Source organism: Tardiphaga sp. P9-11 (assembly GCF_008329525.1).
In the GTDB taxonomy this organism is placed as follows: Bacteria; Pseudomonadota; Alphaproteobacteria; order Rhizobiales; family Xanthobacteraceae; genus Tardiphaga.
In genome coordinates, this window is sequence record NZ_NPKQ01000002.1 from 504,825 (window position 1) to 519,240 (window position 14,416).

At 60.1% G+C, this 14,416-nt stretch carries 9 protein-coding genes and 1 pseudogene; 9 read left to right on the forward strand and 1 reads right to left on the reverse strand.

What is annotated here, in order from left to right; translation table 11 throughout:
• Positions 1-4 precede the first annotated feature (4 nt).
• From CIW50_RS08725 to CIW50_RS08765, 9 genes and pseudogenes are all read left to right on the forward strand, one after another.
• Positions 5-1,504, forward strand: coding sequence for a tripartite tricarboxylate transporter permease (locus CIW50_RS08725; RefSeq protein ID WP_149530866.1), 1,500 nt, complete (start codon positions 5-7; stop codon positions 1,502-1,504).
• A 231-nt stretch (positions 1,505-1,735) separates the two neighbouring features.
• Entirely contained in the window at positions 1,736-3,025 is a 1,290-nt protein-coding gene (gene oxlT, locus CIW50_RS08730) for an oxalate/formate MFS antiporter (RefSeq protein WP_149530867.1), read from the forward strand.
• Positions 3,026-3,290: 265 nt separating this feature from the next.
• Positions 3,291-4,595 (forward strand): oxalate/formate MFS antiporter, encoded by a 1,305-nt coding sequence (gene oxlT, locus CIW50_RS08735; RefSeq protein WP_149530868.1) that lies wholly within the window; start codon positions 3,291-3,293, stop codon positions 4,593-4,595.
• 277 nt (positions 4,596-4,872) lie between these two features.
• Positions 4,873-5,304 carry a CBS domain-containing protein gene (locus CIW50_RS08740; RefSeq protein WP_149530869.1) on the forward strand — a complete coding sequence of 144 codons (432 nt, stop codon included), beginning with the start codon at positions 4,873-4,875 and terminating at the stop codon, positions 5,302-5,304.
• A gap of 114 nt (positions 5,305-5,418) precedes the next feature.
• A pseudogene (locus CIW50_RS29490) lies at positions 5,419-5,690 on the forward strand (2-dehydropantoate 2-reductase N-terminal domain-containing protein); the annotation flags it as partial.
• 362 nt (positions 5,691-6,052) lie between these two features.
• The gene (locus CIW50_RS08750; RefSeq protein WP_149530870.1) at positions 6,053-7,048 is read left to right on the forward strand and encodes an NAD(P)H-dependent flavin oxidoreductase; all 996 of its coding nucleotides are present in this window, start codon (positions 6,053-6,055) and stop codon (positions 7,046-7,048) included.
• A gap of 19 nt (positions 7,049-7,067) precedes the next feature.
• Positions 7,068-8,036, forward strand: a complete 969-nt coding sequence (locus CIW50_RS08755; protein WP_149530871.1) for a zinc-binding dehydrogenase — start codon at positions 7,068-7,070, stop codon at positions 8,034-8,036.
• Positions 8,037-8,294: 258 nt separating this feature from the next.
• Positions 8,295-10,619, forward strand: coding sequence for a PAS domain-containing sensor histidine kinase (locus CIW50_RS08760; RefSeq protein ID WP_149530872.1), 2,325 nt, complete (start codon positions 8,295-8,297; stop codon positions 10,617-10,619).
• A 363-nt stretch (positions 10,620-10,982) separates the two neighbouring features.
• A complete protein-coding gene (locus CIW50_RS08765) occupies positions 10,983-11,951 on the forward strand; it encodes a Bug family tripartite tricarboxylate transporter substrate binding protein (RefSeq protein WP_149530873.1) in 969 nt (322 codons plus the stop codon).
• A 124-nt stretch (positions 11,952-12,075) separates the two neighbouring features.
• Here CIW50_RS08765 and CIW50_RS08770 read toward each other — a convergent pair whose 3' ends face one another.
• Entirely contained in the window at positions 12,076-14,337 is a 2,262-nt protein-coding gene (locus tag CIW50_RS08770) for a TonB-dependent receptor (RefSeq protein ID WP_246664196.1), read from the reverse strand.
• Between the last annotated feature and the right edge of the window lie 79 nt (positions 14,338-14,416).

Here is a 14,416-nt window from a genome sequence, read left to right on the forward strand (position 1 = left end):
CGAAATGGAAGAAATTGCTAATCTGTTCCAGGGCTTTGCGGTCGCGCTGCAGCCTTTCAACATCGCGGTAATGGTGCTCGGCATCGTGCTTGGCGTCATCATCGGCGTGCTGCCCGGCCTGGGCGGCGCCAATGGCGTCGCGATCCTGCTGCCTCTCACCTTCAGCATGCCGCCGACATCGGCCATCATCATGCTGTCCTGCATCTATTGGGGCGCTTTGTTCGGAGGTGCGATCACCTCGATCTTGTTCAACATCCCCGGGGAGCCATGGTCAGTCGCTACGACATTCGACGGCTATCCGATGGCGCAGCAGGGCAAGGCTGCCGAAGCACTGACAGCCGCCTTCACCTCCTCTTTCGTTGGCGCACTGTTCGCCGTCGTCATGATCACCCTGGTTGCACCGCTGGTCGCAGGGTTCGCCTTACGGTTCGGGCCCGCGGAGAAATTCGCGGTCTATTTCCTGGCGTTCTGCAGTTTCGTCGGGCTGAGTAAGGAGCCACCTTTCAAGACCATCGCGGCAATGATGATCGGATTCGCCCTCGCCGCCGTTGGCCTCGATTCCATTACCGGACAACTGCGACTCACGTTCGGCTCGACTGAACTCCTCAATGGCTTCGACTTCCTGATCGCCGTCATCGGCCTGTTCGGCCTCGGCGAAATCTTCCTCACCATGGAGGAAGGACTGCGCTTCCAGGGCGGCAAGGCGAAGATCGATCTTCGCGTCGTGCTCCGTACCTGGATGAGCCTGCCGCAATACTGGATGACATCATTGCGCTCCTGCGTCATCGGCTGCTGGATGGGTGTTACGCCCGCAGGCGCGACACCCGCGTCCTTTATGAGTTACGGCATCGCCAAGCGCGTCTCCAAGAACGGCAACAACTTCGGCAAGGGCGAGATTGAAGGCGTCATCGCTCCGGAAACGGCCGCGCATGCTGCTGGCACCGCAGCCCTGCTTCCGATGCTCTCACTCGGCGTCCCCGGCTCGCCAACTGCCGCTGTGCTTCTTGGTGGCCTGCTGATCTGGGGCCTGCAGCCTGGCCCGATGCTGTTCGTCGAGCAGAAAGAGTTCGTCTGGGGCCTGATCGCCTCGATGTATCTCGGCAATCTCGTCGGCCTGATCATCGTACTGACCTGCGTGCCGATCTTCGCGGCGATCCTTCGTGTGCCGTTCAGCATCATCGCACCGCTTATCCTGGTGCTCTGCGCGATCGGCGCTTACTCCGTCCATAACTCGACCTTCGACGTGGTAATGATGCTGGTATTCGGCGTGATCGGCTATGCACTGAAAAAGTGTAACTATCCCCTCGCCCCGCTGGTGCTGGCCATCGTGCTTGGCGACAAGGCCGAAGAAGCGTTCCGGCAATCGCTGCTGGGATCGCAGGGTTCGCTTGGCATCTTCTTTTCGAACACGCTGGTCTCGACCATCATGATACTTGGCCTGATCGCCCTGTTCTGGTCCGTGATTCAAAACGGCTTCACGCGCCTGCGCACCGTCGCAGCTTGAGCCGCCGCACCGCCACAAACGGGTGCGGCACCTCGTCGCACCCCGGTCGGTCTGTGCGCTAAATTTCCTCTGAACGCGCTTTTGAGCTGATTTAGCCGTGTGTAACGGTGATTGCGGCTGTGTGTGTTAGTTAGCGAACTACAAATTCCGCTTGTCGGCTGGCATATCATATACCAAACTCACTAGCAGCAGCTGTCGCAACTAACAGAACAGCGCGTGTGGGAGAAACATATGACTGATGCAGTTCATGGAGCGGCCCCGGCTGCCGCCCGTGTCAGCGACGCTTATCGCTGGACCCAATTGGCCATCGGTGTCGGCGCGATGGTAATGATCGCCAACTATCAATATGGCTGGACATTCTTCGTCCCCGACATCCAGAAGAAGTTCGGCTGGGATCGCGCATCGATCCAGTGGGCCTTCACCCTCTTCGTTCTGTTCGAGACCTGGCTGGTGCCGGTCGAAGGATGGTTCGTCGATAAATACGGCCCGAAGATCGTCGTCCTCGTTGGCGGCATTCTGTGCGGCATCGGCTGGGCGATCAACGCACAGGCGGAAACGCTCAACGGCTTCTATCTCGGCATGATCATCGCTGGCATCGGCGCTGGCGGCGTCTACGGCACCTGCGTCGGCAATGCGCTGAAGTGGTTTCCCGATAAGCGCGGCCTCGCGGCTGGCATCACGGCTGCAGGCTTCGGTGCAGGCTCTGCCCTCACCGTCGCGCCAATCCAGGCCATGATCAAGGATTCCGGTTTCCAGACCACCTTCCTGTATTTCGGTCTCGGACAAGGCATCATCATCGTGATCCTCTCCTTCTTCCTGTTCGCGCCGAAGGCTGGACAGGTACCGGCGGTCACGCAGAACGCCAACGTGATCCAGACCCGCCGCAACTACGCTCCGACAGAAGTCATCCGCCATCCGATCTTTTGGCTGATGTACTTCATGTTCGTGATCGTCGGTGCCGGCGGCCTGATGGTGACGGCAAATCTGAAGCCAATTGCGGCCGACTGGAAGATCGACAACGTACCCGTCACGCTGATGGCCATGACGATGACGGCGGTCACCTTCGCAGCCACCATCGACCGCGTACTCAACGGCCTGACACGTCCGTTCTTCGGCTGGATCTCCGACATGATCGGCCGCGAGAATACGATGTTCATCGCCTTCGGCATGGAAGGCGTCGGCATCTGGGCGCTGTATATGTGGGGTCACGATCCGCTGTGGTTCGTGCTGTTGTCGGGCTTTGTGTTCTTCGCCTGGGGTGAGATCTATTCGCTCTTCCCATCGACCTGTACCGACACTTTCGGCTCCAAGTTCGCAACGACCAATGCCGGCCTGCTCTACACGGCCAAGGGCACGGCGGCACTACTGGTGCCTGTCGCGAACTACATGCAGCAGTCGTCAGGGACATGGGACAGCGTGTTCCTGATCGCCGCCGGCGCCAATATTTTGGCTTCGGTACTTGCAATTGCAGTACTGAAACCATGGCGCAGGGCCGTTGTCAGCAAGGCGCTTGCGACCTAAGACTATAAGATCCCTGAAGAAAAACGCGCTCAGCTTCGGCTGGGCGCGTTTTGCGTTTTAAGGGCTTCGCCGCGTCGATCAACCCCAGCCAGACCGAAATACCGCCGCGCTGCGATGCAGCAACGAAATCCGCGCGCCCACGCCCTTAGTCAGTTGCAAGTTGGAATATAATATACCAGTCTCCTCAAATGCGACGCTTGCGGCAATAAGCCACAGCATTCGTGACATTAAGTCGCGATCAAGAGGCGCGCTCGGAGGACTCCCAATGTCTCATACCGACTCGACCATCGCTCCCACCTCCAGCTTCCGCTGGGTCCAACTCGTGATGGGCATCGTCTGCATGGCGATGATCGCCAATCTTCAATACGGCTGGACGCTATTTGTCGATCCCATCGACGCCAAGTATCATTGGGGTCGCGCCGCGATCCAGCTTGCCTTCACGTTGTTCGTCGTTGTCGAGACCTGGCTGGTGCCGGTCGAAGCCTGGTTCGTCGATAAATACGGCCCCCGCGTCGTCATCATGTTCGGCGGCATCATGATCACCCTCGCCTGGGTGCTGAACTCCTATGCGGACTCGCTGGTGATGCTCTACGCTGGCGCCATCGTCGGTGGCATCGGCGCCGGTTCGGTCTACGGCACCTGCGTCGGCAATGCGTTGAAGTGGTTTCCCGATCGCCGTGGCCTCGCTGCCGGTGCGACCGCAGCAGGCTTCGGCGCAGGCGCCGCGATCACTGTCGTACCGATCGCGCACATGATTGCCGAGAGCGGCTATCAGCATGCCTTCCTCACCTTCGGCATCGGCCAAGGTCTGATCGTTTTCATGCTTGCCTTCTTCATGCGCCCACCGGGCCAGGCCGTGCCGGTGAAGAGGAAGCAACTCAATCTGCCGCAGACCAAGACGGACTTCACGCCGCCGCAAGTGCTGCGCAGCCCGATCTTCTGGGTCATGTATCTGGTCTTCGTGATGGTCGCCGCCGGTGGTTTGATGACCGCAGCGCAGATCGCCCCCATCGCGCACGACTACAAGATCGCGAATTCTCCGGTGACACTGGCCGGCTTCCAGATGGCTGCACTGACCTTTGCCATCTCGCTCGATCGCATCTTCGACGGCTTCGGACGCCCGCTCTTCGGTTGGTTGTCCGATCAGATCGGTCGTGAACACACCATGTTCATCGCCTTCGGCACTGCTGCGGCGATGCTGCTCACGCTCTCTGCCTATGGCCACAATCCGCTCGTCTTCGTACTGGCGACGGCCGTCTACTTCGGCGTGTTCGGCGAGATCTACAGTCTGTTCCCGGCGACATCAGGCGACACGTTTGGTGCCAAGTACGCCACGACAAACAATGGCATGCTCTACACCGCGAAGGGCACAGCCGCATTGTTGGTGCCGCTCGCAAGCCTGATCGCAGCTAGCTATGGATGGCAGTCCGTGTTCGTGATCGCCGTTGCGCTCAATGCGACCGCAGCGCTGCTCGCCTTGTTCGTGATCAAGCCGATGCGACGCGCATTCATTCTGGGAAGTGAGCCAGCCGTGCCGGAAGCGGCACCACAGAGCGCCAAGACAGCTTGATCGAGGCAACACAAGTTCGGGCTTTAAGGGGCGCACGCGAGTACGTCCCTTTTTCGTGCCGACTGGCATACCAAGCGTCCGATTTGGATACCGCCAGAGTCAAGATGAGGAGCCAGCATCGAACGCCGCGCGGCAATGAACGTCAGAAATACTGACTTTCTTTCTTGATCAGTAAGCCTCGATATCATCGTTTCTGCGTTGACACCTGGCATACCGTATACCAATCTTGTATTTACAAGATCGATCCTCAGCCGATCAGCCAAGGGAGGTTGTTGCCATGCAAGTCGGAGATATCCTGCGTAGGAAGAGCACCCGTATCGCTACTGTCCGCATGAACGAGACTGTTGCCATCGCGGCGCAGTTGCTGCGGACGGGCAATATCAGCGCGCTGGTTGTGAAGGACGTGTGCCGTACCGAAGGCAACACGGCGGTCGGCATGTTCTCCGAACGCGACGTGGTTCGCGCGATCGCCGAACACGGCGCTGCCGGCGTCAATCGCAAGGTCTCGGATCTGATCTCGGTCCAGGAGCTTATCTCCTGCCGTTCAACTGATACGCTCGAACACGTCCGGCACCTGATGAACAAGCATCACATTCGCCACGTCCCGGTCATCGACGATCACACGCTGATCGGCGTGATCAGCATCCGCGATATCAGCAGGGCACTCGACCATGAGGACGCACCGCAAGCGCATGCCGCTGTCGCCTGACGCGTAAGCTCTCGTCCACTCATCTACCGGACCGATACCGACACGGACCGACTGCGGCCCGTGATGTAAATCCTTATTGCCATTTGTCAGCGCTCTCAGCCTCGGCGACATCTCATGAAGATCCGCATCTATGGCGCCTGCGCCATTGGCGGCTATCTTGGCGTCCAACTCGCGCAGGCTGGCGCCGATGTCAGCCTTGTTGCGCGCGGCGCACATCTAGCCGCCATGCGCGCAAATGGATTGAAGCTGCTGATATCAGCGAAGAACGCATCGTGCATATTCCCTGCACCGACGACCTCGCCTAACTCGGCGAGCAGGATCACGTCATCGTTTGCCTGAAAGCCCATTCGATCACCGATGTGATCGAACAGATGCGGTCGTTGCTGGTCATCGTAGCACAGGAGATGGGGCGTCTCACCGGCATCCTGCCGCCGGCCATCGCTTCCGTTCTGGCCCTGGTCAGCCAACGTGCCAGGGTTGCCGGCTTTACTGAAACGTTGAGACGCTATCATTCCGGGGCGCGCAAACACAGCTCGCGTGAACTCGGAATCCCGACATGTTCAACCCCCATTGCCCGCACATAAATTCCACCAATAGGAATTAGGCATCCGCCCCGCCAAATCCGCATGACACACCGCCGGCTGTCCGATGGACATTCCGCCGGTGCAACGGCATCCTCCGCCCCCGAAAGATCAACAAGCCACATCGGGCACACCCGATGCGCCTGCGAGGGAACAGAGGACCAATCATGATCAAGACCCGCTTCACCGAGCTCGTGGGTGTCGAACACCCGATCGTCCAGGGCGGCATGCAGTGGGTCGGCCGCGCAGAGCTCGTTGCCGCAGTGGCCAATGCCGGCGCGCTCGGCCTGATCACGGCGCTGACCCAGCCAACCCCGGAAGACCTCACCAAGGAAATCGCGCGCTGCCGCGACATGACCGACAAACCATTCGGCGTGAATCTCACGATCCTGCCGACCATCAAGCCGCCGCCCTATGCGGAATATCGCCAAGCGATCATCGAGGCCGGGATCAAGGTGGTGGAGACCGCCGGCAACAAGCCGCAGGAGCACGTTGACGAGTTCAAGAAGAACGGCATCAAGGTGATCCACAAATGCACGAGCGTGCGCCACGGCCTCTCCGCCGAGCGTATAGGCGTCGATGCGATCTCGATCGATGGTTTCGAATGCGCCGGCCATCCCGGTGAGGACGACACGCCCGGCCTGATCCTGATTCCGGCCGCCGCCGACAAGATCAAGATCCCGATGATCGCCTCGGGTGGCTTCGGCGATGGCCGCGGCCTCGTGGCTGCGCTGGCGCTCGGCGCCGAAGGTATCAATATGGGCACCCGCTTCATGTGCACCAAGGAAAGCCCGATCCATCAGCTGGTGAAGGAGCGCATCGTCGCCAATGACGAGCGCGAGACCGACCTGATCTTCCGCACCATGCGCAACACCTCGCGCGTCGCCAGGAACGCGGTGAGCAAACAGGTCGTGGCCATGGAGAAGGAAGGCGCCACTTTCGAACAGATCAGGGAACTTGTCGCGGGCGCCCGCGGCAAGCTGGTCTATTCGCATGGCGATGCCGAGGACGGCATCTGGTCGGCCGGCCAGGTCCAGGGCCTGATCCATGATATTCCGAGCTGCCAGGAACTCGTGTCGCGCATCATGCATGATGCCGAGACGATTATCCGCGGCCGCCTCGAAGCCATGCTTGGTAGCGGCCAGCGCCAAGCCGCTGAATAGACGGAACGGAAGCAGAGCCATGAAAGCTTATGTCTACGGCGCCAATGGCGCTGCAATCGGCGACGTCCCCAAGCCCTCGCCCACCGGCACGCAGGTGCTGGTCAAGGTGAAGGCTTGCGGCCTCAACCGCGCCGACCTCGGTATGACCAAAGGCCATGTCCACGGCGCTGCCGGCGGCGTCGGTACGGTGCTGGGAATGGAATGGGCCGGTGAGATCGCCGAACTCGGCCCGGAGGCCAAGGGCGTCAAGGTCGGGGATCGCGTGATGGGTTCCGGCGGTGCGGCCTTTGCCGAATTCGCCGTCACCGATCACGGCCGGTTGTTCCACATGCCAGCCAGCATGAGTTTCGAGGATGCCTGCACCCTGCCTGTGGCTATCACCACAATGCACAACGCGCTGGTGACCAATGGTGGCCTGCAACCGGGCCAATCGGTGCTGATCCAGGGCGCCAGCTCTGGGGTCGGCCTGATGGCGCTGCAGATCGCCAGGCTCAAGGGCGCAAAGACCGTGATCGGCTCATCGACCGATGCCATCAGGCGCGCGCGTCTGAAAGATTTCGGCGCGGACCTCGCCATCGATTCAAAAGATGCCGGCTGGGTCGATCAGGTTTTGAAGGCGACCGACGGCAACGGTGTCGATCTGATCGTCGACCAGATCTCGGGGCCCGTCGCCAACCAGAACTTGAAAGCCACGAAGGTGATGGGACGCATCGTCAATGTCGGCCGCCTCGGCGGCACCCATGGCGATTTCAATTTCGATCTGCATGCCGCACGCCGCATCAACTATATCGGCGTGACCTTCCGCACGAGGTCACTGCAGGAGATTCGCGACATCTTCAGCGCGGTGCGTGCAGACATCTGGCCCGCCGTCGAGGTCGGCCAACTGAAACTGCCGATCGACAAGGTCTACACGTTCGACAACATCGGGACGGCATTCGACCACATGGAAGCGAACAAGCATCTCGGCAAGATCGTGGTGACGCTGTAACGCGCGTTCTGCGAGTCCTCGATTTCAATACCGCGATGTCAACGCCGCGCATGATTCTCATGCGCGGCGTTCCTGTTTCGGACTCACACAAGTGCCGAACAACGACGAAACTCTCCGGTGGATACAAATAAATTCACGTTAACGTTTCGTTGACTCTCGACAGCCCTGGCAAAGTGGATTCTTATTGGTCTTGCGATTCGAAGTGGCGGGGCAGTTGTTTCGAGCGACGCGGGCGAGATTCTTCCGAGGGGGCTAAGTATGTCGCGTGCGCATGCGGACAACGCATGCGTCCAATCCGATTCGATCAAAGGATTGGCGCAGTCTATCGCGAAACCGGCCTATCACAGGCTGTTGATCGCAGAGCCGGCACTTCGCCGGGCCGTCCCCACACTCATCATCGCTTTTCTCATCACCATCTTCTTCGGCGCCTTCGTGCAGGTGGTCGATCAGAGCCGGCAGAAGCAGGCATCGATGAAGCGCGATCTCGCAGCGCTCGCCGATCTGCTCGTCGAGCGTCTCGAACGTAATGGCACCATCCGTCAGGATAGTTCTGCTGCCGTCGAGCGCCTGCAGAGCCTGCTGCCCAGCCTGATTCCGTCCTGGGGAATCGCTGGGGGACGCCACGTCATCGTGCTGGGCGCCGATCAGAGCATTCTCGCGCGCGTGCCGATCGACCTCCCGCCGGGCGACGCCAATCGCATCCTCGATGTCCTCAGCGCGACGCAGGCCATGGCTGCGCAGGGTCAACGCACCGACATTGTCGATGTGAAGCTGCCCGACAACAGCCATGCATTGGCCACCCGTCGCATCGTCAAGGCGCTGCCGGGTCAAGTGGTTATTATTCAGGAGAACAACGAGCCGATCTGGCGTTCTGACTCGGCGTTGTCGATCACGCTCTCGGCCACAACCGGCTTCGTGGTGCTGATCCTCGGCTTTGCCTTCCACTGGCAATCGACCCGCGCCCGCGAAGGCGATGCGATCAACGATGCCGTCCGTGGCCGCATCGACACTGCGCTCAATCGAGGCCGTTGCGGACTGTGGGACTGGGATCTGTCGCGCGGCCGCATCTTCTGGTCGCAGTCGATGTTCACCATGCTGGGCCTCGACAGCCGCAGTGATCTCCTGACCTTCGGCGAAGTCAACGCGCTGGTGCAGCCGGACGACATCAATCTATTCGAGATCGCCGACCAGCTGATGTCCTTCAAGATCGATCACATCGATCAGACCTTCCGCATGCAGCACAGCAACGGCCACTGGATCTGGCTGCAATTGCGTTGCGAACTCGCCCAAGGCCAGAACGATGGCAGCCAGCACCTGATCGGCATCGCCATCGACGTCACCGAGCAGAAGAGCCTTGCCGAGAAGACTGTGGAGGCCGACGTCCGGCTTCGCGACGCCATCGAGACCATTCCCGAAGCCTTCGTGCTCTGGGATGCCGGAGATCGCCTGGTCCTGTGCAACTCGCATTTCCAGCGCCTGCACAAGCTGCCGGACTCGGCCGTGTCGCCTGGCACGTCCTACGAGACGGTGCTCGAAGTCGGCAGCATGCCCGAGGTTCGCTCGCGCCTCGCCGAAGCCGGCACCGCCGCTCCGGGTGCCCGCACCTTCGAGGCTCAAATCGAGGATGGCAGCTGGCTGCATATCAGCGAGCGCCGCACCAAGGACGGCGGCTATGTGTCCGTCGGCACCGACATCACCCGCATCAAGGAACACGAGCAGAAGCTGGTCGATAACGACCTGCGCCTTCGCGCCAGCGTCATCGATCTCAAGCACTCCCAGGCCGCGCTGGAGAAGCAGGCGCTCGAACTCGCCGACCTCGCGCAAAAATACTCCGACGAGAAGAACCGCGCCGAGGAAGCCAACCAGACCAAGTCGAAATTCCTGGCCAATATGAGCCACGAACTGCGCACGCCGCTGAATGCCATCATCGGCTTCTCGGAAATCATGGGCAGCGGCATGTTCGGCAATCTCGGCTCGGACAAGTATGCCGAATATTGTCACGACATCCTTACCAGCGGCCACTACCTGCTCGAAGTCATCAATGACATTCTCGATATGTCGAAGATCGAGGCGGGTCGCATGAAACTGGACCTTGAGCCGCTCGATCTCGGACAGACGCTATCCGAAGCGCTGCGCGTCGTCTCAGGCCGCGCCGACGACAAGAATCTTACACTTAGCGCCGACATCGCGGCTGATGCACCGGTGGTGGCCGACCGTCGCGCAATCAAGCAGATCCTGGTCAATCTGCTCTCGAACGCAGTGAAATTCACACCCGATGGCGGCCGTGTTACCGTGCGCAGCCGCGTGCTGCGCGACTCCGTCGCCCTGATGATCGCCGATAGTGGCATCGGCATCGCCCCACATTCGCTGAAGCGCCTCGGACGCCCTTTCGAACAGGTCGAGAGCCAGCTCGCCAAGACCTATCACGGCTCTGGCCTCGGCCTCGCCATCGCCAAGTCGCTCACCAGCCTGCACGGCGGATCGATGAAGCTGCGCTCCAAGCTTGGCACCGGCACCGTGGTATGCGTCACCATCCCACTCCGCGGCGGAGACAGGCCGGCGGAAATCTCCGAAGCCGCCTAGGCTTCGACTACTTTCCGCCTGACCGGGCCGAACCAACGCCCATAGCATGACGCTCAAGCGTCAAATGGCCGCTTGGGCGGCCCCCGCCCATACCTATACTAAAGGTTGCAGGTCGCTATATTGGCGCGTCGACACGGCCCACCGGACTGGGACCGCGATTCTTTCCAGTGTGACCTGTCAATTTTCAAGGCCGCCATCTGCAAACTAGCTGCCGACAACACTGCAGCGGTTGCCGATTGAAGGGAGTTCCTGAACTCGCGAACCATACTGCTCTTCAGTACATGGAGGGGCAGTCCAGACAAGAGCGGCACGGAGATTGTCGCCTGTTCAATAAACAAAGGTATTCCAGTGGAGGAAACGACGATGAAACTGAGCCATCTCGCCGCGGCCGCATTCTGTCTGACTGTGCCGGGCATCGCAGTCGCGCAAGACTATCCATTGAAATCAGTCACGGTGATCGTGCCTTTCACTGCTGGTGGCGCAAGCGATACGACAGCGCGCATGACCACGCAGAAGATGCAGGAAAACTTCGGGCAGTCCTTCATCATCGAGAACAAACCCGGCGCCAACGGCTCCATTGGCGCAACGCAACTCGCTCGCTCAAAACCGGATGGCTACACACTGATGGTGGGCTCGATCGGGGTCATCGCGATTAATCCGGTGCTTTACAAGGACCCAGGCTATCATCCGCTCCAGAATTTCGATTTGCTCAGTGTCGCTGTGCGGAATCCCAACGTGCTAATCACGCGTCCCGATTTCCCGGCCAATACCGTCCAGGAACTCGTCGACTATCTCAAGAAGAATCCGGACAAGGTCACGTTCGCCTCATCGGGCGTTGGCTCGTCCGACCATCTGACGGCCGTGTTGTTCTGGCAGAAGACGGGGACCACCGGTATCCATACGCCCTACAAGGGCGGCTCGCAGGCCCATACGGACCTGATGGGCGGACATGTCGACGTCTCCTTCCAGAATCTCGGCGCAGTCGCCAACTACATCCGAGGCGGCAAGATGAAAATTCTGGCCGTTACCAGTGACACGCGCTCCGATTCATTCCCGCAGACCCCAACGATGAAGGAAGTCGGCGTCGACGATCTCAATATCTATTCGTGGCAGGCCTTCGTCGCGCCCAAGGGCCTTCCGACCGATGTGAAGACCAAGCTCGAGACATCGATCACCACCGCCCTCACCTCGCCCGATCTCAAGAAGCGGCTGACCGATAGCGGCTTCGAGGTCGTCGCCAATACGAGTGTCGAATTTCAGAGCTTTCTGGAAAAGGAACTCACACGCTGGAAGACTGTTGTCGAAATCGGCAAAGTCAAGCCGGAGCAGTAGGACCGCGATGCACGTCTCTCAAGCCGCGTAGAGTCTGGTTCAAGCGGGTCAGTTGTTCGAAAGCAGTCCCGGGCGCGGCGCGTGTCATCACGATGCACCGCATCCGGGTCGCACGTCGTCAAGCCTAGAAGTTGAACGTCGTTGAAACGAGATAGGTGCGCGGCGCGCCGAGGATCACGTATCCATCATTGGTCGCCGCCTGCCAGTAGTTGCTGTCGAGTAGGTTCTCGACCGAGAACCGGACCACCACAGGCTTGCTATTCCAGGGTGAGGCAAACGCATAGCGAGCCCCCGCGTCATAACGTGTCCAGCTCGCGCCGGAGACCTTGTTTGCCTGATCTGTAAAATATCCGCCCGTATGGATCGCACGGCCGGTCACCGTTAGCCCGCGCAGGAACGGTACGTCCCATTCGCCGCCAAGATTGAACTGCGTGTCAGGAACGTTGAAGGTACGGAAACCATCATATGTCCCTCTCTCCGTCTTCTCCTGTCGTGCATCGAGGAACATGACGCCACCGAGCAGGCGCAGTCCCTCGGTCACCTCACCGAACGCATTGATTTCAACGCCGCGGTTACGACTTTCGCCTCCCTGCGACACGGTATTGGTCGGACGATCAACAATCTGGAACGGGCGCATGATGTCGAAGGCGCTTACCGTGGTCGTGATCCTTCCCCAGTCGATCTTGACGCCCATCTCATGCTGCGTCGACCGGTATGGCGGCAATACCTGTCCGGCATTGGCAAAACTCTCGCCGACAATCGAGCCTGTTTCCAGCGCCTCGATATAGTTGGCATAAACCGAGACATTCTCCAGTGGCTTGATGACAAGGGCATAGGCTGGTGTCGTCGCCGACGCATCGTAACCGCCGGTCCTCGTTCCCGTGCCCATGGCGAACGATTCCGACTCCACATATTGGTGCCGCACACCGACGGTGAGCTGGATCCGGTTGTTCCAGATCGACATGGTATCGGCAACACCGAAGCTGGACTGGTCCGTGCTGGAAGTCTTGCGAGGCGCGCCGACGTCCACGTTCGGGAAGGGACTTTGACGCGGATTGTACAGGTTCGACCTGAACAGCGTTCCCGAGACGTTGAGAATACCTGTCTCGGCTTCCGCTGTCGCTGCGTTGAAGTTGATGGAGTGATTGACCGGGCCGGTGTCGACATTCGCGCGGAAGCCTGCCTGGGCCGCCGTCCGCTCGTGCTTCTGGTTGTTGCGCCTCGGCGTCCCGTTGAAGTTGCCGTTCAGACTGTCCATCCGGATATCGGAATAAAGATATCGCGTGTTGCTCGTACCGATGCCAGCCTGGGCATAGGCGGTGAGATTCTCGGTGATATCCACTTCACCCTGGACGAGCGCGTAACGTGACTCCGAATTCCAGAAGCCCCAGTTCGGCATGTAGTTCGCGCGAGCGTCCGGCGCTGCTGGAAGTGCCGTGAGATTACCGAGGTCTACGAAGCGCGTCATCGCGGTGGCATTGTTATTCTCGTAGCCGAAATCGGCTGAGAGGCGCACGCGCTCGCCGCGATAATCCAGCCCGACAAACCCATTGCCGACTTCCTGGTTCTGATTGGCAAGTTCCGTGGCACCGTCCTTGTAGCTGCCATTGAAGCGAACGCCGAACTCCTTGAATTCGCCAAATCTCTGGCCGACGTCCAGTTGCGTGCCGAATTGCGACCGCGACGAATAGGTGTTCGTGATCTGCGCAAACGGCACGTCGCCCGCCCGCTTGGTCACCAGATTGACGCTGCCGCCGACGCTGCCACCGCCGGGCGGCATACCGTTGAGCAGCGCTGACGGCCCCTTCAGAACTTCCACGCGTTCGATGGCTGACAGCGATGAGAGCGAGAACGCCGACGCGATACCGTAAAGCCCGTTCAGCCCGTAAGCCGTGCTGGAAACGCTGAAGCCGCGAATGTTCAATTGATCGAAACCGCTGAGACGCGGCACGGTGACGCGCACCGACGGATCGTTCGCGAATACGTCATCGAGCTTGCGCGCCTGCTGATCCTGGATCGTCTTCGCAGTATAGCTGGTCTGGTTGAACGGCGTATCCATCACGCCACGATTACCGAGCAACCCAACCTGACTACCGGATGCAACTTGCCCGCCTGCATAAACCGCCGGCAGCGAGCCGATCATGCCGGTCGGGGGCGCCGCGGGTGCGCGGCGTTCCACGGGCCGAGGTGTCGCCCGCGGCGCGACTACGACGTTTCGGCGCGGTGCGACACGACGAACCGCACGCAGCGTCGGCGCATGCACTTCAACGGCGGGCAGCGCCTGCGAGGTCTGTGCAATGACCGTTGCGTCGGTATCAAGCAACAACGCGAGCGCGCTCACTGCGGCCAGAAGAGTCGTTTTGCGAAGTGTAGTTTTGCGCGTCATTGAATCAGTCGCCCCAAAAAACATCGCCGACTTCTGTCGACTAACTCAATGGGGCCTACAGGATGACACGGTGCGGTCA

Excerpts from the sequence above, each read along its gene's own strand:
- CIW50_RS08755 (WP_149530871.1), top strand. The coding sequence starts at position 7,068 with ATGAAAGCTTATGTCTACGGCGCCAATGGCGCTGCAATCGGCGACGTC.
- CIW50_RS08765 (WP_149530873.1), top strand. The coding sequence starts at position 10,983 with ATGAAACTGAGCCATCTCGCCGCGGCCGCATTCTGTCTGACTGTGCCG.
- oxlT (WP_149530868.1), top strand. The coding sequence starts at position 3,291 with ATGTCTCATACCGACTCGACCATCGCTCCCACCTCCAGCTTCCGCTGG.
- CIW50_RS08750 (WP_149530870.1), top strand. The coding sequence starts at position 6,053 with ATGATCAAGACCCGCTTCACCGAGCTCGTGGGTGTCGAACACCCGATC.
- CIW50_RS08740 (WP_149530869.1), top strand. The coding sequence starts at position 4,873 with ATGCAAGTCGGAGATATCCTGCGTAGGAAGAGCACCCGTATCGCTACT.
- CIW50_RS08725 (WP_149530866.1), top strand. The coding sequence starts at position 5 with ATGGAAGAAATTGCTAATCTGTTCCAGGGCTTTGCGGTCGCGCTGCAG.
- oxlT (WP_149530867.1), top strand. The coding sequence starts at position 1,736 with ATGACTGATGCAGTTCATGGAGCGGCCCCGGCTGCCGCCCGTGTCAGC.
- CIW50_RS08760 (WP_149530872.1), top strand. The coding sequence starts at position 8,295 with ATGTCGCGTGCGCATGCGGACAACGCATGCGTCCAATCCGATTCGATC.
- CIW50_RS08770 (WP_246664196.1), bottom strand. The coding sequence starts at position 14,337 with ATGACGCGCAAAACTACACTTCGCAAAACGACTCTTCTGGCCGCAGTG.